Genomic DNA, 19,133 nt, shown 5'->3' on the forward strand with positions numbered 1-19,133 from the left:
TTCGGTGTTGTGCCTTGAGCGGAATCGCGAAAGGAATGATTATATTTATGGGAGAACCAAATATTTTATTGACGCGAATCGACAATCGGTTGATTCATGGGCAAGTTGCCACACAATGGAACGGTACGTTGGGGGCAAATCTAATTTTAGTGGCAAATGATAAGGTCGCCAAAGACAAAGTCAGACAAGGGTTGATGGATATGGCGGCGCCAGCTGGCGTCCAAACGAGGTATTTCTCGCTTCAAAAAACCATCGAGATCATTCATAAAGCATCGCCAAAACAAAAGATTTTCATGGTGGTTGAAAATCCGCAAGATGCGTTGAAATTAGCTGAAGGTGGGGTGCCGATCAAGAAACTGAACATTGGGAATATGCATATGTCAGAAGGGAAAAGACAGGTTGCTACGACAGTTGCCGTCGATGAAGTAGATGTCGATGCCTTTAAAAAACTGAAGGAAATGGGGGTGCAATTAGTGATCCAGCGGGTTCCAACGACACCTGTTGAAGATGAAAAGAAATTGTTTCAGTAATGCAGAGGTAAGGAAGGAGAAAGAAAATGGATTACACGATTTTTCAAATCATTCTAGTCTTCATAGTCACATTCATTACCGCGATCGATCAATTTAGTTTTTTAGAATCATTGTACCAACCCATTGTTACTGGGATGGTTATCGGACTTATTCTTGGAGATCTTCAAACCGGCTTGATCGTTGGCGGAACGTATCAGTTAATGACGATCGGCAATATGCCAGTGGGCGGCGCGCAACCGCCAAATGCGGTGATTGGCGGAATTATGGCAGCAATCTTAGCAATCACGCTGCAACTAGAACCAACAGTAGCGGTTGCTACGGCGATTCCGTTTTCTTTGCTGGGGCAATATGGGGTGACGATTATCTTCTCACTAATGTCGCCAGTGATGTCAAAAGCTGACAGCTACGCCCATGATGCCAATACGAAGGGCATTGATCGAATCAATTATTTAGCGATGGCGGGTCTTGGAACGATCTTCGGCTTGATCGTGGTCTTATTCTTTATCGGCGGTGCTGCCTTCGGGAATCAGGCGGTCGCAGCGATCCCTCAATGGTTGATGGGTGGGCTCGGCGCAGCTGGGGGCATGATGCGGTATGTCGGTTTTGCGATTTTACTAAAAGTGATGGTTTCCAAAGAAATGTGGGGCTTCTTCTTTATGGGGTTTGGTTTAGCCACGATCGTAATGGCGGCACCTTCTTTGCAAGGACCAGCCTTGATCATTCTAGCCTTTATCGGTTTTGCATTAGCTTTTTGGGATTATCAAATCCAGTCCAAGTTTAAAGTAGCAGCAGCCAATACCTATGATTTCGGAGGCGATGAAGATGGCATATAATATTCCCGATTCTTATAGCGAACAAGCGCCCGCAGAACAACTGGATAAAAAGACCTTGAACAATATGGTCTGGCGTTCCTTATTTCTACAAGCCTCTTTCAACTATGAGCGAATGCAGGCAGGAGGCTGGTTATTCAGTATTTTACCGGGATTGAAAAAGATCCATAAAAATGAAAAGGACTTGGCTGCTTCAATGAGCCATAACTTAGAGTTTTTCAATACCCATCCATTTTTGGTGAACTTTGTGATGGGGATCATTTTATCGATGGAACAAAACAAAGCCGATATTCCCATGATTCGGGCAGTGCGAGTCGCCGCGATGGGACCGTTAGGCGGGATCGGTGATGCGTTGTTCTGGTTTACCTTGGTACCAATCACGGCGGGTATCACAGCCAATATGGCGATCAGCGGCAATATCGCTGCACCGTTTATATTCTTACTGGTATTCAATGCGGCCCAATTTGGTTTGCGGTACTTCTTGATGCACTGGTCCTATCGTTTAGGGACAGATGCAATTGGCATCTTAACGGAAAATGCCAAAGAGTTTACCCGAGCAGCGAGTATTTTAGGGATTTTTGTTGTTGGCTCCTTGACCTGCGTGTATGGAGCGACGTCTTTGGATATTCAGATCCCTAACGGCACTACCAATGAAGTGACGCAAGCGACGACGATCGTGGATGATCAAGCAGCCATTGCCGCTTACGAAGACATGTTGTATACCACGGATGAGAATGGTCAATTGACCGACACACTGCAAGAAAATGCGGCGGTCAACGAACTGGCTAACGGCAAATATGAATTGACGTTTAACAAAGTCAATGAAGTGCCCGTGACGATCGATATTCAAAAAATCCTCGATGGGATCTTGCCGCAAGTGATTCCATTGACCATCACATTGATGCTGTATTTCTTCTTATCAAAACGCGGCTGGACGCCGTTGAAATGTATCGCTTTGCTGCTAGTGATCGGCTTGATCGGTTCTGGCTTTGGCCTGTATCCATCCATTTGGCCGCAATAAGCAAGCTAGCAGAAGAAACGGCGCAACACGTAGGAGGAGTTTTGCTAAGCAAGCAACAGCTGACTTTTCAGCTTAGCTCGTGCTGGCAATTGGTTCATTTTCCTGCGTGAAAAGACACAAATTCAGGAAACAGAGCCCCTGTAGACGATTGTTTGACACGCCTATCGGGAAATAGTACACTCGTTATGTGGTAGTAACCAGTTTGGAGGGGCTTATGAATATCAATAAAAATCGACAACCATTATACGATCAATTGTTAAATTTACTGATTGAAAAAATCGAAAATGAAATGGAAGCAGACACAATGCTTCCCTCAGAAAGAGAGCTGTCAAAGCGCTACGGATTAAGTCGGACCACCGTTCGCTTGGCTCTACAGGAGTTAGAAAAATTAGGCTATATTTATCGCCAACATGGCAAAGGCACCTTTGTCTCGGATATCCGCAAGCAGGCAACCAATTTATCAGGTTCGTATAGTTTTACCGAACAGATGAAAGCACTAGGAAAACAACCAGAAACTAGAGTATTGGCATTCAAAAAAATGGAAGCGACAAAATATTTTGCCACTCAGTTGCAAGTTTCCATCGGCGAGCCGATCTACAAGTTAAAACGATTGCGTCTTGCTGATGGCCAACCGATGATGATCGAGCGTTCTTATCTGCCGGTCAAACGTTTCATGCATTTAACGAGTGAGATGATCGAGCAAAAACCATTGTACGATATATTTCATGAAGACTTTCATCAAGTGATCCGCCTCGCGGACGAAGAATTTTTTGCCAGCATTGCCAGTGCGAAAGATGCGGCATTGCTGAAAATCCACGAAGGTGCGCCAGTGTTGAACCTGGTACGCAGCACGTTCAATATTGAAAATGAAGTGATCGAATACACCTTGAGTGTTGCTCGAGCAGACCAATTTAGATACAAAGTCCGCCACTTGCGTAACGACGAGTAGCGCATTTCCTAGACAGTCTGAAATGATCCACTCGAGCAAAGAAAAGGCGTGTATTCAAAACCAGTGAGGTCGGGGAAGTTTGCCCTTTGGGTGATCGCTAAGCATTCATCCAAGACAAGCGCTCCTCGCACCGTCACTGGGAATACATACTGGAAAAACAGTAGCTAGGAGGAAGAAAGATGTTTCAACTGTCAACAAAGGAATTAGCAGAATTAGGCGCGGAGATTACAACAAGAGAAATCAAACAACAGCCAGAACTTTGGCAAGAAACCTTGATGATCTATCAAGAAAAGCAAGAGGCGATCGCGACTTTCTTACGTACCATCAAGCAAAAGACGGACAAACGAATCCGGGTGGTCTTCACGGGAGCGGGGACGTCGCAATATGTCGGAGATACGATCGTTCCTTACTTGAATAAGACCGGCGCAACTGCGGATTATGTTTTTGAAAGTATTGCTACGACGGATATTGTCGCAGCTCCAGAACAAGTTTTATTTGCGGATGAACCAACACTGCTCGTTTCTTTTGCTAGAAGCGGCAATTCACCAGAAAGTTTAGCAGCGGTCAAAATCGTCGATCAATTCGTTGCCGACAGTTATCATTTGACGATCACTTGTGCAGCCGACGGATCTTTGGCACAACAAGCTGCCGCTGATGAAACGAGCTATCTGTTATTGATGCCTGAGAGGTCAAATGATGCTGGCTTTGCAATGACGGGAAGTTTTTCTTGCATGGCTCTTTCCGCACTGCTGATTTTTGACCAGACGCCTCTGACAGAAAAGAGGCATTATGTTGAAACCCTTAGCCGATTGGGGCAAGAAGTGATCGACAGAGAAACAGAACTCCAAGTACTGACGGACCGTTCCTTTAAGCGGATCGTTTACCTTGGGTCAGGCACGTTGTCGGGGTTGACCAGGGAAGCACAGCTAAAAGTATTGGAACTGACTGCGGGAAAAATCGCCACCGTGTTCGATTCTTCGATGGGCTTCCGTCATGGACCGAAATCATTCGTAGATGATCAAACCCTCGTCTTTGTCTTTGTCAGCAATACGTCCTACACGCGGCAGTATGATCTTGATATGTTGGAAGAATTAAAGAGCGACGGCATCGCCGCCGCAGTGACTGCTATCGGACAGCCGACAGCTGTGAATTTCTCAGGAACAAACTTTTTCTTTCCAGATGACACATCATTGCCAGACGGTTATCTTGCCTTAGCAGACATTGTCTTTGCACAAACGATCGCACTGCTAGCATCGATCAAAGTCGGGAATACACCCGACACACCTTCGCCAACGCGTACCGTCAATCGGGTGGTCAAAGGCGTGACGATTCATCCGTATAACAACGAACGATGACTGAGAAAGCCCACCACGAGCACGTATCTTTTCGTGTACGAAGTCGATACGTGCGGTGGTCAATCAGTCGAACGGCTTCATCAATAGACATTTTTATACGTGCTGACAACCGTTTCGCCAACGCTGAAAAAAGTGAAAGCGGTTGATTCTTTGGCATGGACAAAAAAGGAGGAATTTTAATGAAAGCAACCGTAACGAAAGCCAAAAAAGCAGCGATGGATCGCCTGTCAACGAAAGAAGGAGTGATCGCAGCTTTAGCGATCGACCAACGAGGAGCCTTGAAAAAAATGATGGCAGCACTTGGCGTTGAGGCTGACGCAGAGAAAATCAGCCAGTTTAAAACGCTAGTCTCACAAGAATTGACCCCTTACGCGTCTTCTATTTTATTAGATCCAGAATATGGGTTGGCAGCTGCGCAAAGCCGTGATCCAGAGGCGGGGCTTTTGCTGGCGTATGAAAAAACCGGCTATGATGCGACTACGCCGGGACGTTTGCCTGATTTATTAGGGGAATGGTCGGTTGAGCGATTAAAAGCAGCTGGCGCAGATGCCATCAAATTTTTGCTTTACTATGATGTAGATGAAGATGCCCATATCAATCAGTTGAAACATGTCTTTGTGGAACGACTCGGCAGTGAATGCCAAGCGGCTGATCTGCCCTTCTTTTTAGAAGTCCTTTCCTATGATGCTAAATTGCCTGAAGTCGACTCAAAAGCATATGCGCAACGCAAACCAGAAAAAGTCATCGGATTGATGAAGGAATTTTCAAAACCGCAATACAAAGTTGATGTGTTAAAGGTGGAAGTACCAGTCGACATGAATTATGTGGCAGGTTTTGCCAAGGGAGAAGCCGTGCATACCAAGGAAGAAGCTGCCGCGTATTTCAAAGCGCAAAGCGACGCGACGCATCTGCCGTTTATTTTTCTCAGTGCAGGCGTATCAGCCAGCTTATTCCAAGAAACGCTGGTTTTTGCCAAAGAAGCTGGCTCCACCTTCAATGGCGTCTTGTGCGGCCGGGCAACGTGGAAAGATGGTGTTGAACCCTTTGTAAAACAAGGAACAGAAGCAGCCAAAGAATGGCTAGCAAGTACTGGAAAACAGCACATCGAAGACTTGAATGAAGTGATCCAAAAGACCGCCACTTCTTGGTGGGACAAAGTCGCAGTCAAGGAATAGTTTTTTCACTGTTTGACAAGAGAAATGGCCAATAATCAGACATCTTAAGGGCTTTTGAGAAGAAGTGGCAGGCTTCTGACTTAAGGCTCTAGGGTGTCTTTTTCTAGTGAAAAAAGGTTGATAGTATAACGGACGCTGCCCTCATCTAGACAAAAAAGGAGCAAAAAATTATGAAAAAAAGTCAGAGCACTATGGATGATTTATCATAATTTTTTCATATAGACTAAGTTAACTTTGCTAGTTAAAAGAAAAAGAAGGGAAGAAAATCAATCCTAAAAGATTTGTTAACAGGTTAAGTCAAAAATCCCTCGAAATCTTTTCTCATTTTTCAGCAGTATTGCCAGTAGAAGATCGCTTGATAAAAAAGCCGTGGCTTGCTATTCTGTTCTGTAAATTGACAGAAGGAGATGGCGTATGAAGCAAATGGCAATCAAAGAGAATCCATTTTTGACGCGTCTGGATTATCAGCGGGCATTGGAAGACATGATCGCTCCTTTGCGAGAAGCGATCTTGGCAGATGACTATCCAGGATTGAATCTAGGTAGCAGTGGGGCCGTGTATGACCGAACACGGGCTGAGATGGAAGCGCTTGTGCGTCCTTTGTGGGGGCTGGCGCCTTATTGGAGGGTTTGCCCAGATGATCCGTTACGAGCAGCTTACGTAGAAAAAGTGATAGCAGGGACAGATCCTGAACACGCGTTTTACTGGGGAAGGATCACGGATTATGATCAATACATCGTGGAAGCAGCCGCATTGTCATTGACCCTATTGTTGCAAAAGGACGCTTTTTGGACAGCGTTGCCGCAGAAGAACCAGCGAAAGCTAGTGGCTTGGCTTTCCCAAGCACTTGAGTGCAAGATTCCTAAGAACAACTGGACATTCTTCAAAGTGTTGATACGCGTTGCCTTGTTTCACTGTGGGGAACCGTTGGCAAAAGAAGAATTGTCCCAAGAGTTGGCATTGATCGATTCCATGTACGTTGGCGATGGTTGGTACGTAGACGGGAAAACGACGCAGCGAGATTACTACATTCCTTTTGCGTTTCATTATTACGGCTTGATTTACGCTACATTTATGCAAGACGAAGATCCAGAATGGGCGCAGCGTTTTAAAGAGCGAGCCACGCTATTTGCGCAAGACTTCGTCTATTATTTTGATGAAGATGGCGAAGCCTTGCCCTATGGCCGCAGCCTGACTTATCGGTTTGCGCAAGGGGCGTTTTTCTCGGCACTGGTTTTCGCAGACGTCGAAGCGATCCCATGGGGACAGGTGCGAGGACTACTGGCGAAGCACTTGCGCAATTGGATGGCACAAGAAATTTTCACTTTCGATGGTCGCTTGTCCATCGGCTACCACTATGAAAATCATGTAATGGCAGAAGGGTATAATGCACCAGGCTCGCCTTATTGGGGGCTGAAGACCTTTTTGCTTTTAGCGGTCGCAGAAACGCATCCTTTTTGGCGGGCTGAACCTGAGCCAATCAAAAGAGAGCCGCAAAAACGGATTGAAAAAGGCAATATGTTGCTGGTGCACAATGAAAAAAGCCATCATCTGTTGGGGTATCCTGCAGGCTTGATGCTTGAACAGCAAGCCCATGCTCAAGCAAAATACAGCAAATTCGTCTATTCGAGCAAACTTGGTTTCAGTGTGCCGAAAGCTGGCGTCACGTATGCCGAAGGCGCCTTCGATAGCACATTAGCTATTGCTCGAGATGGCAGCTATTTTCGCACGAAGGGCGCAGTCAGGGATTATCGGGTGACGGAAAAAGGGGTCTTTTACCAATGGGCACCCTTTGAGGAGGTAGTGATTGAAACTGAGATTTATCCCTTTGGTCAGTGGCATGTGCGCGTGCACGAGTTGACGACGACGATTTCGTTGGACCTCCGTGAGGGCGGGTTTAGTGTACCGCTAATCGGACGGTTGCCTCAGGCCCAAACAGGACCGACATGGAGTCGAGTCAGTGAAGAAGGCTTTTGTTCTCAAATCATCAACATCGAAGGCTATCAACAAGCCAGTATTGTTCAGCCAGAAGCTAATACCTCCGTCTTTTTTCCAAGAACTAGTTTTCCATACTTAGCACAACATATTCCACCAGGGAAGCACCGTTTGATTTGTTTAGTCGGTGGTATCGTAGAAAAAGAAAGGAGCGATCCAAATGATTACGCTAGCAATAAAAAATAAGCAGGACCAGGTGATCGTCGGTCGCATCGACCATGAAAAAGAACCCGCGCCGTTTCAAGTTTCTGGTGATAATTTGGCCGTATTAGCCATTAAAAACTATCCCTATGAGGAAGGGGATAAGATCGTCGTTGAGGTGACGGGGAAAAATCCGTATTATGTCCTTCAGCTTGATGAAACCTTAGCACCATCACTGATCTATCTTTCCCAATCCACTTGGGAATATCAGATCCCTTGGACGGAATCTCATCGAAAGTCCTCGGTGGAAACGGCCTTTGCCTCGCAGCGCCATCACCTGATGGTGCGTAAAGCCCATGCGTTTGAGATCACGAATTATCAAAATTTATCTTTCAATGCCCATGATCAAAAGTCAGCGACAGGGGCGTATCCTCATGCTTCAGCGAATGTGGAGACGCGAGATGATTCCGTCTTTTTTGCCAAGAATGCGATCGATGGAAAATATGGCAACCGATCCCACGGTTCGTATCCGTTTGCTTCTTGGGGCATCAATCAGCAAGCCGACGCTGCATTGACCATTGATTTTGGTCGTCCTGTCTTGATCGATCGGGTTCGTTTTCTATTACGGGCAGATTATCCCCATGATAGCTATTGGACCAAAGGGACCTTGGTCTTTGCTGATGGAGAAGAGCTGGTGGTGGAAACGACAAATACGGCGTCTTTTCAAGAAGTTCGTTTTCCGAAAAAAGAAACGACTAAGCTGACCTATAAAGAGCTGCAAAAAGCAGAGGATGATTCCCCGTTTCCAGCTCTTACACAAATCGAAGTATTTGGTTGGAACTGTTAAAAAAAGAGGACAAGAGCATGACAGGTCTGCATTTGTGGGCAGCTGTCATGCTCTTTTTATAGGAATCAACGAAGGAAGGTCGCTTTTTTAGTGCGTTTACGTTATAATGATTTCAGTTAATATGTTAACAAGTTAAGGAGAGGATAAACATGCGTCTGCAAGAGAACAAACAACGCTTGATCCTGTTAGGAGAAAACGTGACCGATGTGTGGTTAGCGGATAAAATCACCGCGTGCATCCAACAGATCGAAAAAAATAGTCAGCGCTTTGGCACACAGTTTCCTTCAGCCTGTGCCACCAATGGCAAATATCGGCTGAAAGGCAACGATGATTGGACCAATGGCTTTTGGACGGGGATGTTGTGGCTCGCCTATGAGTGGACCAAAGAGAAGAACTTTTTGACTCGAGCAATGGAGAATATCGACAGTTTTCAAACGCGCTTAGACGACCATTTTGTATTAGATCATCATGATATTGGATTTTTATATAGCTTATCTGCCGGTGCGGGCTACAAGATCACTGGCGATGAACACTGCAAGCAAGAAGTCATTCAAGCAGCAGATGTTTTGTTGGCACGTTTTCAAGAAAAGGGGGAATTTATTCAAGCTTGGGGCACTTATGGCGACCCACAAGAATACCGCTTGATTATTGATTCGCTACTGAACTTGCCGCTTTTATTTGCAGCAACCCAATTGTCGGGAGAGACTCGTTACGCAGAGGCCGCGAGTAAGCATTATCAGACAGTGCGAAAGACTGTCATCAAAAATGACGCCACCACCTTTCATACGTATTATTTCGATCCTGAAACGGGGCAGCCAAGTCACGGGGCGACGCATCAAGGAAACAGCGACCAATCGATTTGGGCACGAGGGCAAAGCTGGGCGATTTTAGGGCTTCCTTTGAATGAAAGCTACTTGCATAGCCAGCCTTTTCCAGAAAATTATCCGCAGATCGTGGAGGTGTTTTTGGCTCATTTACCCGCAGATCTCGTGCCGTATTGGGACTTTGATTTTAACGACCAACATCCTGCTGAAAAAGACAGCTCAGCTTTAGCGATCGCAGCTTGTGGCTTGTTGGAAGCAGAGAAAATGGGTGCGTATCCTGATGCTAAAAAAATCGCTAAGGGGATGCTTTACCAATTAGGCGAGCAATATGCAGCGAGCCAAGTGCCAGAAAATGAAGGCTTATTGCTGCATGGTGTGTATGCTCATGCGGAAGGCAAAGGCATCGATGAACCCAATCTTTGGGGAGACTATTTCTATTTAGAAGGATTGATCCGATTGGCATTGCCTAATTGGCGAAGATACTGGTAAAGGGGAAGACGACATGCGAACGTTTGAGATAAAAGAAGATTTTTTGTTAGATGGAAAACCAATCAAATTGATCAGCGGAGCGATCCATTATTTCCGCATGACACCGGCGCAATGGACAGATAGCCTCTACAATCTAAAAGCACTGGGAGCCAACACAGTTGAGACCTACATTCCTTGGAATCTCCACGAACCTCGTGAAGGAGTCTACGACTTTGAAGGAATGAAAGACATCTGTGCTTTTGTAAAGCAAGCCCAAGCGCTAGGCTTGATGGTCATTTTGCGGCCTTCCGTCTACATTTGTGCTGAATGGGAATTTGGCGGGTTGCCAGCTTGGCTGTTAAACGAACCGATGCGGTTGCGCTCAACCGACCCACGCTTCATGGCAAAGGTGCGTAACTATTTCCAGGTCTTGCTCCCAAAGCTTGTGCCGTTGCAGATCACCCATGGGGGTCCAGTGATCATGATGCAGGTGGAGAATGAGTACGGCTCTTATGGAATGGAAAAAACGTATTTGCGCCAGACCAAAGAGTTGATGGAAGAATGCGGCATCGATGTACCCTTGTTTACTTCAGATGGGGCATGGGAAGAAGTCTTGGACGCTGGGACATTGATTGAAGACGACGTCTTTGTCACAGGCAATTTCGGCAGCCGTTCCAAGGAAAATGCGGCTGTGATGAAAGAGTTTATGGCAAAACATGGCAAAAACTGGCCCATCATGTGCATGGAATATTGGGATGGCTGGTTCAACCGCTGGGGCGAGCCGATCATCAAGCGAGACGGTCAAGACTTAGCCAATGAAGTCAAAGAGATGTTAGCAGTCGGCTCCTTGAATCTCTACATGTTCCATGGAGGCACGAACTTTGGCTTTTACAACGGCTGTTCCGCTCGGGGAGCGCTGGATCTACCACAAGTGTCCAGCTATGATTACGATGCTTTACTGACAGAAGCAGGAGAACCTACCGACAAATACTATCAGGTACAAAAAGCCATAAAAGAAGCCTGTCCCGAAGTGTGGCAAGCCAACCCACGGACCAAGCAATTAGCGGCATTAGGAACCTTTCCCATCGAAAACAGTGTTTCGTTATTGGCCATCAAAGATCAGCTGATGGCACCGCAAGAAAACATGTATCCACTAACAATGGAAGCTGCCAGTACAGGCTACGGCTATTTGCTCTATTCGGTTCAGTTAAAAAACTATCATCGAGAAAACAAATTAAAAGTGGTAGAAGCTAGCGATCGGTTGCATATTTTTACCGACGGCCAATTACAGGCGATCCAATACCAAGAAACGCTAGGTGAGGAGCTGTTGATCCAAGGGACACCAGATAAAGAAACCATCGAGCTAGATGTCTTAGTAGAAAACTTAGGGCGCGTGAACTACGGCTTTAAATTGAATGGGCCTACACAAGCCAAAGGCATCCGTGGGGGCATCATGCAAGATATTCATTTCCATCAAGGCTATCGTCATTACCCATTGACGCTTTCCGCAGAGCAGCTACAAGCCATCGATTATCAAGCAGGAAAAAATCCGACACACCCCTCCTTTTATCAAACGACCTTCACGCTGACAGAGGTAGGAGATACGTTCATCGATTGCCGTGGGTATGGCAAAGGCGTCGTTATCGTCAACGGCACCAATATTGGTCGCTATTGGCAACGTGGCCCCGTGCATTCCTTATACTGTCCGAAAGAATTTTTGAAAAAAGGCAGCAACGAAGTCGTGGTATTTGAAACCGATGGCGTGGAGATCAAGGAACTCGTTTTCTGTGATCAACCTGTCGTGGAATAAAAAAATAGAAGTAGAGACCCAAATTTACGCGGGCTCTACTTCTATTTTTGTTTTGAAATATTTCCAATGCTTGTAGCTGACGATGTATTCAGCGACACTTCCATCTGCCAAATAGGAGTGCTTGACTTGTTTGACCGCAGGCTCTCGGAAGCTCAGTTGCAATAAGTTCAACAATTCAGTGTCATCAGGAAAGACGATTTCGTTGGTTTCAACAGAAGCCAATGAGAAAAGGTCGATCGCAAAGTCTTTTCGGACCCGCTCATAAACACTGGCATATCGGGTGAGGTTTTTGGCTATCGGTTCTTTCATCAGCTTCTTCGGCAGATGAGTGATGTGAACCAAGAAAGGAACATCGCCAAAATAGCGGACCCGTTTGATTCGGTAGTAGGAAGCACTGGCAGCCAAGCCTAATTCTTTCAAAATCTCGGGGTCATTTCCTTCTTCCACCGCAAGAACCTTGACCTTTTCTTGGTCCAGTGAATGCAGCTCGATGTCGGAAAACTTCACACTCTGAGATACTTTTGCTTTTGAAACAAAGGTCCCTTTGCCTTGGATGCGATACAGATAGCCAGCACTCGTCAATTCATTCAACGCTTTGACTGCCGTGATCGAACTAACAGAATACATCCGCTTGATATCCGCCTCTGAATAAAACTTATCGCCGGGAATGAATTTATGGTCTTTGATTTCTTGTAAAAGATCTTGCTTGATCTGCTCATACTTTGGCAACACAGTGGTTTCCCTCCATTCCATATGAATACATCAAGCATAACATGTTAAATCCTTTCCTGCCACTTAATTATTGTAGAAAATATGTTGTTTTCCAGTCTGTACAGGCCTAAAAAATAAAATTCAATATGTTAAGATGTTAGGTTTACGGATGGCTTGCCATGTGGTATAGTATGCTTACAAGGAACATAACATGTTAAGTAGGGCGACCTACGGAGTAGGAGGGAAATTAGTGGAAAACATTGTATTGATCAGTCATGGCGGCATGGCGGAAGGGGTCAAAAGCAGTCTGGAGATGATCGTAGGCCAGCAAGCAAACGTTCACACCGTTTCATTACGACCAGATAGTGACAATCTGCAGTTTGAAAAAGAATTGAACGAGAAAATGAAAGCCCTTAACGGTTCAACATTGATTATTGCGGATCTATTAGGAGGGACCCCGTGCAACGTTGCAGTCAAGAATTATTTAGAGGATGACGAAGTGGCGATTTTCGCTGGAATGACATTGTCTGTAGTGATCGAGGCAGTCGTCAATCAACGAGCGACGATCAACGAGCTGCTTTGCTTAGCCAAAGAAAACATCGTTGATGTCAAAGCAGGAATGAACCAGGCAGAACAAGAAATGTTAGAAGAAAAGCAAGAGGAATTAGGGGATTACAGTGCGTATGCTGGGCAAGAAAATATCGTCAATAGTCGGATCGATGAGCGCTTGATCCACGGACAAGTCGCCGGTATCTGGTCCACCAGTTTAAACACGCAACGGATCATCGTGGCCAATGATGAAGCCGCCGCAGACCCATTACAAAAATCTTCTTTACGAATGGCAGCGCCAACTTCGATGCGACTTTCCGTCCTTCCAGTGGCAACTGCAGCCAAGAATATTCGCGCTGGTCGTTACGGCAAGCAACGGTTGTTTTTACTTTTCAAAAATCCCCAAGATGTTTTGCGTTATATTGAAGCAGATGGACCGATCAAAGCGATCAACGTCGGCAACATGAGCTACAAAGAAGGCGCACGGGAAGTGACCAAAAGCATTCAAGTGCTGCCAGAAGAAGAGCCGATCTTTGAAGCGATCGCCGCAAAAGGCATCACCGTCACGGCACAGCTTGTACCCAATGAACCATCGATCGACTTTATGAAGAAATTACGAGGATAAATCAGGCAGCGCTTCGATCGAGGAGAATATGTAGCTAAGGATTTGTCAAAAAACGAGTGTTTTTCACGATTTATCTGAGGCGACACAACGATCGATAACCAGCCAGTTAAGACTCGTTCATACAATTAGGAGGAAAATTCATGCATTTAGCAGCGTATCAAATCATTCTTATTACTGTTTATGCTTTTATTGCTATTAATGATTCACTTATTTCCAATACGTTGACCCAACCAGCGATCGCCGGAATGATTTCTGGAATGATCATGGGGGACTTGAAGACCGGTTTGATGGTCGGCGGTACCTTGCAGTTGATGAGTTTAGGGATCGCCGCATTTGGTGGTGCATCCGTCCCAGATTATTTTACCGGCGCAGTACTGGGAACGGCGTTTGCCGTGATCTCAGGAAACGGCGCGGAATACGGCATCGGCTTAGCAGTTCCAGTGTCCTTACTGATGCTGCAACTGGACGTCGTGGCTCGTTTTTGTAACGTATTTCTACTACACCGGATCGATAGAGCCATCGACAACATGCAAGTCAAACGAATCCCACGGTTAGTTTTATCGGGTTCTTTCTTATGGGGATTGTCACGGGCGATTCCGATTTTATTGATGCTTTTAGCTGGAGATGCAGTCGTTACGACGATTACCGATAACACGCCAGAATGGCTGATGACTGGACTAAAAACCGCTGGTGGCGTCTTGCCAGTCGTCGGGGTAGCGATCTTGTTGCGCTACTTGCCAACAAAGCACTACATTCCTTATTTGTTATTAGGCTTCTTTTTAGCTGCGTATCTGCAAGTCCCAATGCTCGGCGTTTCCATCATCGGACTTGTAGCAGCAATGTTAGTCTTTAAACGAGATAGCGAAAAAGGCACCGTTGCAACGGCAGCTGCTGGAGATTTTGAAGGAGGATATGATGGCGATGAGTGATCAAAAACTGACAAAAAAAGAGTTGAATACCATTAGCTGGCGCTATATTTTGGCAAGCCAATTAAACTGGAACTATGAGCGAATGATGAGTTCAGGTTACCTTTACGGCATCCTGCCCGTCTTGAAAAAATTCTATGGCCATGATGAAACCCAGCTGCAAGATATGCTGCGGACCCACAATCAATTTTTCAATACCAATGCGATCTTTGGGAACTTGATCATGGGGATCGATGTCGCGATTGAAGAACAAGACGGACACAAAGCCAAAGAAACGATCATCGCCTTGAAAACGGCCTTGATGGGTTCCTTAGCCGGTGTCGGTGACTCCTTGTTCCACGTGATTTGGGGTACGATCTTTGGCTCTGTTGCTGGCACATTGGCGCAAAATGGTTCCGTCGTTGGTTGTGTCATCTGGATCATCGCCAATATCGCGTTACTTTTTGGTCGGGCAGCGTTGCTACCCCTAGGTTACAAACAAGGGGTCAAATTAGTGACGACCTTGAAAGACAAATTATCTGCCTTCACCAATGCCGCAACCGTTTTAGGGGTCACAGTGATTGGTGCCTTGATTCCCTCGGTGGTCAAAGCAACTGTTCCTTTTGTCTATAAAAAAGACGGTGTCGAATTAGTGATCCAAGACACGTTAGATGCCATCTTGCCATCCCTTGTACCTATCTTGCTCGTCTTGCTGACCTACTGGATGTTAGGCCAAAAGAAACTAAATTCCACTCGAGTGATTTGGATCATCTTGATCTTGTCGATCGTTTTGAGTGCGTTTGGTATTTTGGGTTAAGAAAGAATCATGGTGTAAAAGGAAATGGGCAGCTGCTGTTATTGTTTTGCAAATCGCATAAGCAGTTAGGGTATTCAACCTGTTTTCTTTTAAGAATAGCTGAAATAAATGGAAAAGAGTGCGGAAATGAATTTCTTCACTCTTTTCCCATTGGCGATTTATACTCTATAGTGCAGAGGTTATTAAAAGACCAGAGCACCATAGAGTATTTTTTATGTGGAGGTAGCCAATGAAATTATTTCAATGGCTGATCGAAACGGTAGCTGTTCAACGAAACGGCATAAATAAGATGTATGTATTTCAAGTGACGACATTCGATAAGTCCAAAGAGAAAGCGATGGATATTGCTCGATTGAAGGCGAAACGAGTGTTGAAGCAGGAAAAGGTTTCTTATTTACGAGTGACGATTTGTTGGGTTCAGTTAGAAGAAGTAATCCATCGTACGAAGTACGAGGAATACAAACAGCTTATCCGATCGAGAAAGCCAAGAAAAGTCATTGCTCGACTCCTGGAACTTCCTTTTTGGGAACTGAATGAATATGAACGACGGTTTCGAAAAGAACGACGATTACAACGTAAACGTCAAGCCAATTTAAATTAGCGCTCTTTTTGAGGCGACGGGATGATATTCAGGGTAAAAGATACTTACCTCATTTACTAAATAATAAATAATAAATCGCTAGGTACAATCATAATAAAAACAATACTAACTAAAATCCTAGCAGGAGTTAGCTCGATGAAGCTATAGGTGGAGAAAGGCCTATAGTGCTCCTTAATCAAAAGGGCACAGCGACACCTGGTATATGTTTAGTACATATATCGTCCGCTGCGGCGTCGAAAATCCAGGTCATGGAGTTTCGGGAATCTCGTGGGGAATGCTTTGCGGTCGTCACAAGTGACGGTCACCCGGTCAACACGTCAGTCATGAGGGGCGTAGTAACGGTTGGGTAGGTGGATCGGTTGGTTTTCTTGTTTGGGGAAATGAAACAAGCAAGGGAATTGGTTACTTCTACAAGAAGACGAGAGCTTCTTGAGGGAGTAGTCGGGCGTTACGCAATCCGTATATCCTTTTTTAAGGAGTGGAGGCGTAATCGAACGATACGCAACCCGTGTATCCTTTTTCAAGGGATGGGAAGTGTAGCCGAATGATACGCAACCAGTGTGACCTTTTTTAAGGAGTGTAATGTCCCCAATCGGCTAATAGAGAGTTCATTTCCCTTTCACAAACAAGAGTAAAGAAAACAAGACTTTGTAAAAGAAAACAAAGGCTTTTTTATTTTATTCGTTGAGTGATCAATAAGTAATGGATCATTGACCGAATAGAATAAAAAGTATTCTATTTATCCTTTTACATACAATGGTTGCTCTTCTAGTAAATGCCAATCATAATGATGTCTTACTAAACCTTGGTAAAAGGATCTAAAGAAAGAGTTGGTTGTTGTTTAGGCATTGAAAAAAATAAAAAAGAACCAGTTTTCACTGATTCTTTTGTTTAAAAGTATTTATTTCTATAAAAATAACAAGAATGAATGCTATAGGATGTTCCAATAGAAATTCTAGTGTGTAACGAATGAGTGTACAAGCTAGAAAAACAATGAACCCGGATTTTAATAAGTTTTTGGGCTTCATTTCAAACCCTCCTTTCAGTTTACTGTAGGAGTAAACTGAGGGTGATGACGACGACCAACTTCTTTCTTTAATATTTTTTACTATTAGATTAGGATAAAAATAAGAAGGAAATATGAGGATTTTTTGAAAAAAGAATGAAAAGAAGAATGTAGCTTTCGATCAATGGAAGCTTTTTTTAGTAAACAAAAAGGAAGTGAAAAACGATGGAAGAAGTGGAACCGGATGTACGAAAAGAGCTTGAGGCGCAAGTTCGAGAGATCCTCAGAAAACAAGGGTATTTAGTAGACAGCTATTTTGAAGGGGACTATAAGACGTGGATAGGCGTGTATGCTCGTCCAGAAGACAAACCCACCTATTTAGATCCTGCTACTTCAGAAGCTGCTTTCTTGCAAAACAAATATCGAATAGATGGATTTAAGCAAGATTTTGCGGAGTGGTTTGAATGGCCGATTGAAGACGGCGTTGTTCAATCTTAGTGAAAGAAAAACTGATTGTACGAATCAAGAGGAAAACAGACGTTTTCTTTTTGGTTGATACAATCAATCATTGTATCAAAACAAGCCTAATTAGAGAAACTTAACTAGGCTTGCCTTCTGTTAGAAAATGACTGGCAATAAAATTTCGATTATTTCTAACAATAGTTCGAATATTGCTTCAGGAAGGACTCTAAAGAAGAAAGAGATAATGGAGTCACTGAAAAACAAGAACAGGAAGATAGCTGTTCCTATTTTATGCTTCCAAGCAAATTCGAGCACCATGATTATTCGTATCATGATGTTTCGGATTACTTCAATCATTTTGTTCACCTCCTAGCTCATTCAAGCTTTACTTGAATGGTTTGAGCAAGCTGATGAACTAGAAGGGACAAAATGAACGAAGTAATCAGTTAAATGTGAGCACAGAAGGAAAGAAATTTCGAAAAAATTCAAGTTGTCCATACGGGCAACTTTTTTATTATATAGAAAAGGAAGTGAACAAGCATTGCAGGAATGTCCATACAAAAGGGGGGATATTTTATTACGTACTGGTGATTCGAAAGGTTCTGGTTATTGTTATTTAGTTCATTGTGTGAAAGATGGGTATTTATATTTGTACGGGTCAGGAATGAAAATTCATTATACGATGGTGCCTTTTTATTTTGAAGAAGAGCCTTTTATTCCAACGTTTTATCTTTCAGCAAGTGAACGAGCGAAAAGAGAAAGTGGTAAAGGGAGGTATCGTGAACCTATAGCGCTTGGAAAATTTGGACCCGGTGAGGTATGGTGATATTGTTTGCTTAGTTTCTTATGAGTAAAACTTTGGTAGGTTGATGGATACGGGTGTTTGATTCTTCTTTCTATGAACATTGACCAGTAACGATACGTGAAAACAGATAAACTCCAACAAAGACCGATTTTGAGAAACAATGAATAATATTCCAAGAAACGCCCGTATCCTTTAGCCTATCAAGGGAATAAATCAAAGGAGGAATTTTGATGGGTTTAAAACAATTGGAAAAAGTCAAAGACGTAAAACATGGTGATATTGTCCGTGTAGTTTCTTATGAGGAAAACTGTGGAATTGACAAAGGGGTTTTCAAAGCAATCGTGGTTGATTCCAAAGAAGATGGCTTGATCGTCATACCTGAAAATTTTGAGGAACATGTATTCCGTGCAGTAGAAAAAGGTGCTTATTGGGAAATAGGCGTAGAGTGGTTGCTTGAGAACGATGTAGAGATTTATTTGCTTTACCGATTTAGTGAATTGATTGGATGAAAAAAGGAGAAATGCGAAAAAATGAAGAGAACGTCGGATTGTTTTTTCTGTATTGAAGTTTTGAAAGAGTAGGAAAGTAGAAAACGAAAGAGAAAAGAAGGAGGAGGAATTCTTTTAAACCGATCCACCGAAGGTGTCGCGAAAAGAAAGGATGAGGGAAGAGTTAAGAAATAGCCAGTGAGTCAAGCAGTGAGTTAT

The 19,133-nt window shown here is 44.2% G+C and carries 19 protein-coding genes; 17 read left to right on the forward strand and 2 right to left on the reverse strand.

All coding sequences use genetic code 11. From position 1 onward, the window contains the following. The first annotated feature begins 47 nt into the window (after positions 1-47). The 10 genes from agaV to IGI96_RS08555 all read left to right on the forward strand — a co-directional run bounded on the left by agaV (position 48) and on the right by IGI96_RS08555 (position 11,945). Positions 48-530 (forward strand): PTS N-acetylgalactosamine transporter subunit IIB, encoded by a 483-nt coding sequence (gene agaV, locus IGI96_RS08510; RefSeq protein WP_086338930.1) that lies wholly within the window; start codon positions 48-50, stop codon positions 528-530. Between the two features lie 26 nt (positions 531-556). Beyond that, entirely contained in the window at positions 557-1,363 is an 807-nt protein-coding gene (locus IGI96_RS08515) for a PTS mannose/fructose/sorbose/N-acetylgalactosamine transporter subunit IIC (protein ID WP_438785010.1), read from the forward strand. After that, positions 1,353-2,381: a PTS system mannose/fructose/sorbose family transporter subunit IID gene (locus tag IGI96_RS08520; protein ID WP_005226771.1), complete on the forward strand. Its 1,029-nt coding sequence runs from the start codon at positions 1,353-1,355 to the stop codon at positions 2,379-2,381. Before IGI96_RS08515 ends, IGI96_RS08520 begins: the two co-directional genes overlap by 11 nt. A 214-nt stretch (positions 2,382-2,595) precedes the next feature. Continuing rightward, on the forward strand, positions 2,596-3,330 hold the full coding sequence (locus tag IGI96_RS08525; protein WP_005226773.1) for a GntR family transcriptional regulator: 735 nt from the start codon (positions 2,596-2,598) through the stop codon (positions 3,328-3,330). Positions 3,331-3,509: 179 nt separating this feature from the next. Next, on the forward strand, positions 3,510-4,685 hold the full coding sequence (locus IGI96_RS08530) for an SIS domain-containing protein (RefSeq protein ID WP_438785011.1): 1,176 nt from the start codon (positions 3,510-3,512) through the stop codon (positions 4,683-4,685). A 179-nt stretch (positions 4,686-4,864) separates the two neighbouring features. Beyond that, entirely contained in the window at positions 4,865-5,860 is a 996-nt protein-coding gene (gene lacD / locus IGI96_RS08535) for a tagatose-bisphosphate aldolase (RefSeq protein ID WP_254907876.1), read from the forward strand. 414 nt (positions 5,861-6,274) lie between these two features. Continuing rightward, positions 6,275-8,041: a DUF2264 domain-containing protein gene (locus tag IGI96_RS08540; RefSeq protein ID WP_086338933.1), complete on the forward strand. Its 1,767-nt coding sequence runs from the start codon at positions 6,275-6,277 to the stop codon at positions 8,039-8,041. After that, a complete protein-coding gene (locus IGI96_RS08545; protein ID WP_086338934.1) occupies positions 8,016-8,843 on the forward strand; it encodes a DUF7402 domain-containing protein in 828 nt (275 codons plus the stop codon). Before IGI96_RS08540 ends, IGI96_RS08545 begins: the two co-directional genes overlap by 26 nt. 149 nt (positions 8,844-8,992) lie before the next feature. Continuing rightward, entirely contained in the window at positions 8,993-10,156 is a 1,164-nt protein-coding gene (locus IGI96_RS08550) for a glycoside hydrolase family 88 protein (protein WP_086338935.1), read from the forward strand. A gap of 13 nt (positions 10,157-10,169) precedes the next feature. Further along, positions 10,170-11,945 carry a glycoside hydrolase family 35 protein gene (locus IGI96_RS08555; RefSeq protein ID WP_086338936.1) on the forward strand — a complete coding sequence of 592 codons (1,776 nt, stop codon included), beginning with the start codon at positions 10,170-10,172 and terminating at the stop codon, positions 11,943-11,945. 24 nt (positions 11,946-11,969) lie between these two features. On the opposite strand, the gene IGI96_RS08560 is transcribed toward IGI96_RS08555, so the two are convergent. Then, on the reverse strand, positions 11,970-12,677 hold the full coding sequence (locus tag IGI96_RS08560) for a GntR family transcriptional regulator (protein ID WP_086338937.1): 708 nt from the start codon (positions 12,675-12,677) through the stop codon (positions 11,970-11,972). Positions 12,678-12,867: 190 nt separating this feature from the next. On the opposite strand from IGI96_RS08560, the gene IGI96_RS08565 reads away from it, so the two are divergent. The 5 genes from IGI96_RS08565 to IGI96_RS08585 all read left to right on the forward strand — a co-directional run bounded on the left by IGI96_RS08565 (position 12,868) and on the right by IGI96_RS08585 (position 17,657). Next, the gene (locus tag IGI96_RS08565) at positions 12,868-13,830 is read left to right on the forward strand and encodes a PTS mannose/fructose/sorbose transporter subunit IIAB (RefSeq protein WP_176324014.1); all 963 of its coding nucleotides are present in this window, start codon (positions 12,868-12,870) and stop codon (positions 13,828-13,830) included. Positions 13,831-13,970: 140 nt separating this feature from the next. Beyond that, a complete protein-coding gene (locus IGI96_RS08570) occupies positions 13,971-14,759 on the forward strand; it encodes a PTS mannose/fructose/sorbose/N-acetylgalactosamine transporter subunit IIC (protein WP_438785013.1) in 789 nt (262 codons plus the stop codon). Next, complete coding sequence (locus IGI96_RS08575) at positions 14,743-15,552, forward strand: PTS system mannose/fructose/sorbose family transporter subunit IID (RefSeq protein ID WP_005226799.1); 810 nt, start codon at positions 14,743-14,745, stop codon at positions 15,550-15,552. The genes IGI96_RS08570 and IGI96_RS08575 overlap by 17 nt, the downstream gene beginning before the upstream one ends. A 229-nt stretch (positions 15,553-15,781) precedes the next feature. Continuing rightward, entirely contained in the window at positions 15,782-16,153 is a 372-nt protein-coding gene (locus tag IGI96_RS08580; RefSeq protein WP_438785014.1) for a hypothetical protein, read from the forward strand. A 1,231-nt stretch (positions 16,154-17,384) separates the two neighbouring features. After that, the gene (locus IGI96_RS08585; RefSeq protein ID WP_438785015.1) at positions 17,385-17,657 is read left to right on the forward strand and encodes a hypothetical protein; all 273 of its coding nucleotides are present in this window, start codon (positions 17,385-17,387) and stop codon (positions 17,655-17,657) included. 120 nt (positions 17,658-17,777) lie between these two features. Here IGI96_RS08585 and IGI96_RS08590 read toward each other — a convergent pair whose 3' ends face one another. After that, positions 17,778-17,978 carry a hypothetical protein gene (locus tag IGI96_RS08590; RefSeq protein WP_438785016.1) on the reverse strand — a complete coding sequence of 67 codons (201 nt, stop codon included), beginning with the start codon at positions 17,976-17,978 and terminating at the stop codon, positions 17,778-17,780. A 133-nt stretch (positions 17,979-18,111) separates the two neighbouring features. On the opposite strand from IGI96_RS08590, the gene IGI96_RS08595 reads away from it, so the two are divergent. After that, positions 18,112-18,447 (forward strand): hypothetical protein, encoded by a 336-nt coding sequence (locus IGI96_RS08595; RefSeq protein ID WP_438785018.1) that lies wholly within the window; start codon positions 18,112-18,114, stop codon positions 18,445-18,447. Between the two features lie 209 nt (positions 18,448-18,656). Then, positions 18,657-18,935, forward strand: a complete 279-nt coding sequence (locus IGI96_RS08600) for a conjugal transfer protein TraF (RefSeq protein WP_438785019.1) — start codon at positions 18,657-18,659, stop codon at positions 18,933-18,935. Positions 18,936-19,133 lie beyond the last annotated feature (198 nt).

The organism is Enterococcus sp. DIV0421, from assembly GCF_051713745.1.
Lineage (GTDB): Bacteria > Bacillota > Bacilli > Lactobacillales > Enterococcaceae > Enterococcus_D > Enterococcus_D casseliflavus.

Bases quoted from the DNA above. Each gene is read 5' to 3' on its own strand.
- agaV (WP_086338930.1), top strand. From the start codon at position 48: ATGGGAGAACCAAATATTTTATTGACGCGAATCGACAATCGGTTGATT.
- IGI96_RS08540 (WP_086338933.1), top strand. From the start codon at position 6,275: ATGAAGCAAATGGCAATCAAAGAGAATCCATTTTTGACGCGTCTGGAT.
- IGI96_RS08585 (WP_438785015.1), top strand. From the start codon at position 17,385: ATGGAAGAAGTGGAACCGGATGTACGAAAAGAGCTTGAGGCGCAAGTT.
- IGI96_RS08570 (WP_438785013.1), top strand. From the start codon at position 13,971: ATGCATTTAGCAGCGTATCAAATCATTCTTATTACTGTTTATGCTTTT.
- IGI96_RS08545 (WP_086338934.1), top strand. From the start codon at position 8,016: ATGATTACGCTAGCAATAAAAAATAAGCAGGACCAGGTGATCGTCGGT.
- IGI96_RS08550 (WP_086338935.1), top strand. From the start codon at position 8,993: ATGCGTCTGCAAGAGAACAAACAACGCTTGATCCTGTTAGGAGAAAAC.
- IGI96_RS08575 (WP_005226799.1), top strand. From the start codon at position 14,743: ATGATGGCGATGAGTGATCAAAAACTGACAAAAAAAGAGTTGAATACC.
- IGI96_RS08590 (WP_438785016.1), bottom strand. From the start codon at position 17,978: ATGATTGAAGTAATCCGAAACATCATGATACGAATAATCATGGTGCTC.
- IGI96_RS08515 (WP_438785010.1), top strand. From the start codon at position 557: ATGGATTACACGATTTTTCAAATCATTCTAGTCTTCATAGTCACATTC.
- lacD (WP_254907876.1), top strand. From the start codon at position 4,865: ATGAAAGCAACCGTAACGAAAGCCAAAAAAGCAGCGATGGATCGCCTG.
- IGI96_RS08555 (WP_086338936.1), top strand. From the start codon at position 10,170: ATGCGAACGTTTGAGATAAAAGAAGATTTTTTGTTAGATGGAAAACCA.
- IGI96_RS08565 (WP_176324014.1), top strand. From the start codon at position 12,868: ATGTTAAGTAGGGCGACCTACGGAGTAGGAGGGAAATTAGTGGAAAAC.
- IGI96_RS08525 (WP_005226773.1), top strand. From the start codon at position 2,596: ATGAATATCAATAAAAATCGACAACCATTATACGATCAATTGTTAAAT.
- IGI96_RS08600 (WP_438785019.1), top strand. From the start codon at position 18,657: ATGGGTTTAAAACAATTGGAAAAAGTCAAAGACGTAAAACATGGTGAT.
- IGI96_RS08530 (WP_438785011.1), top strand. From the start codon at position 3,510: ATGTTTCAACTGTCAACAAAGGAATTAGCAGAATTAGGCGCGGAGATT.
- IGI96_RS08520 (WP_005226771.1), top strand. From the start codon at position 1,353: ATGGCATATAATATTCCCGATTCTTATAGCGAACAAGCGCCCGCAGAA.
- IGI96_RS08580 (WP_438785014.1), top strand. From the start codon at position 15,782: ATGAAATTATTTCAATGGCTGATCGAAACGGTAGCTGTTCAACGAAAC.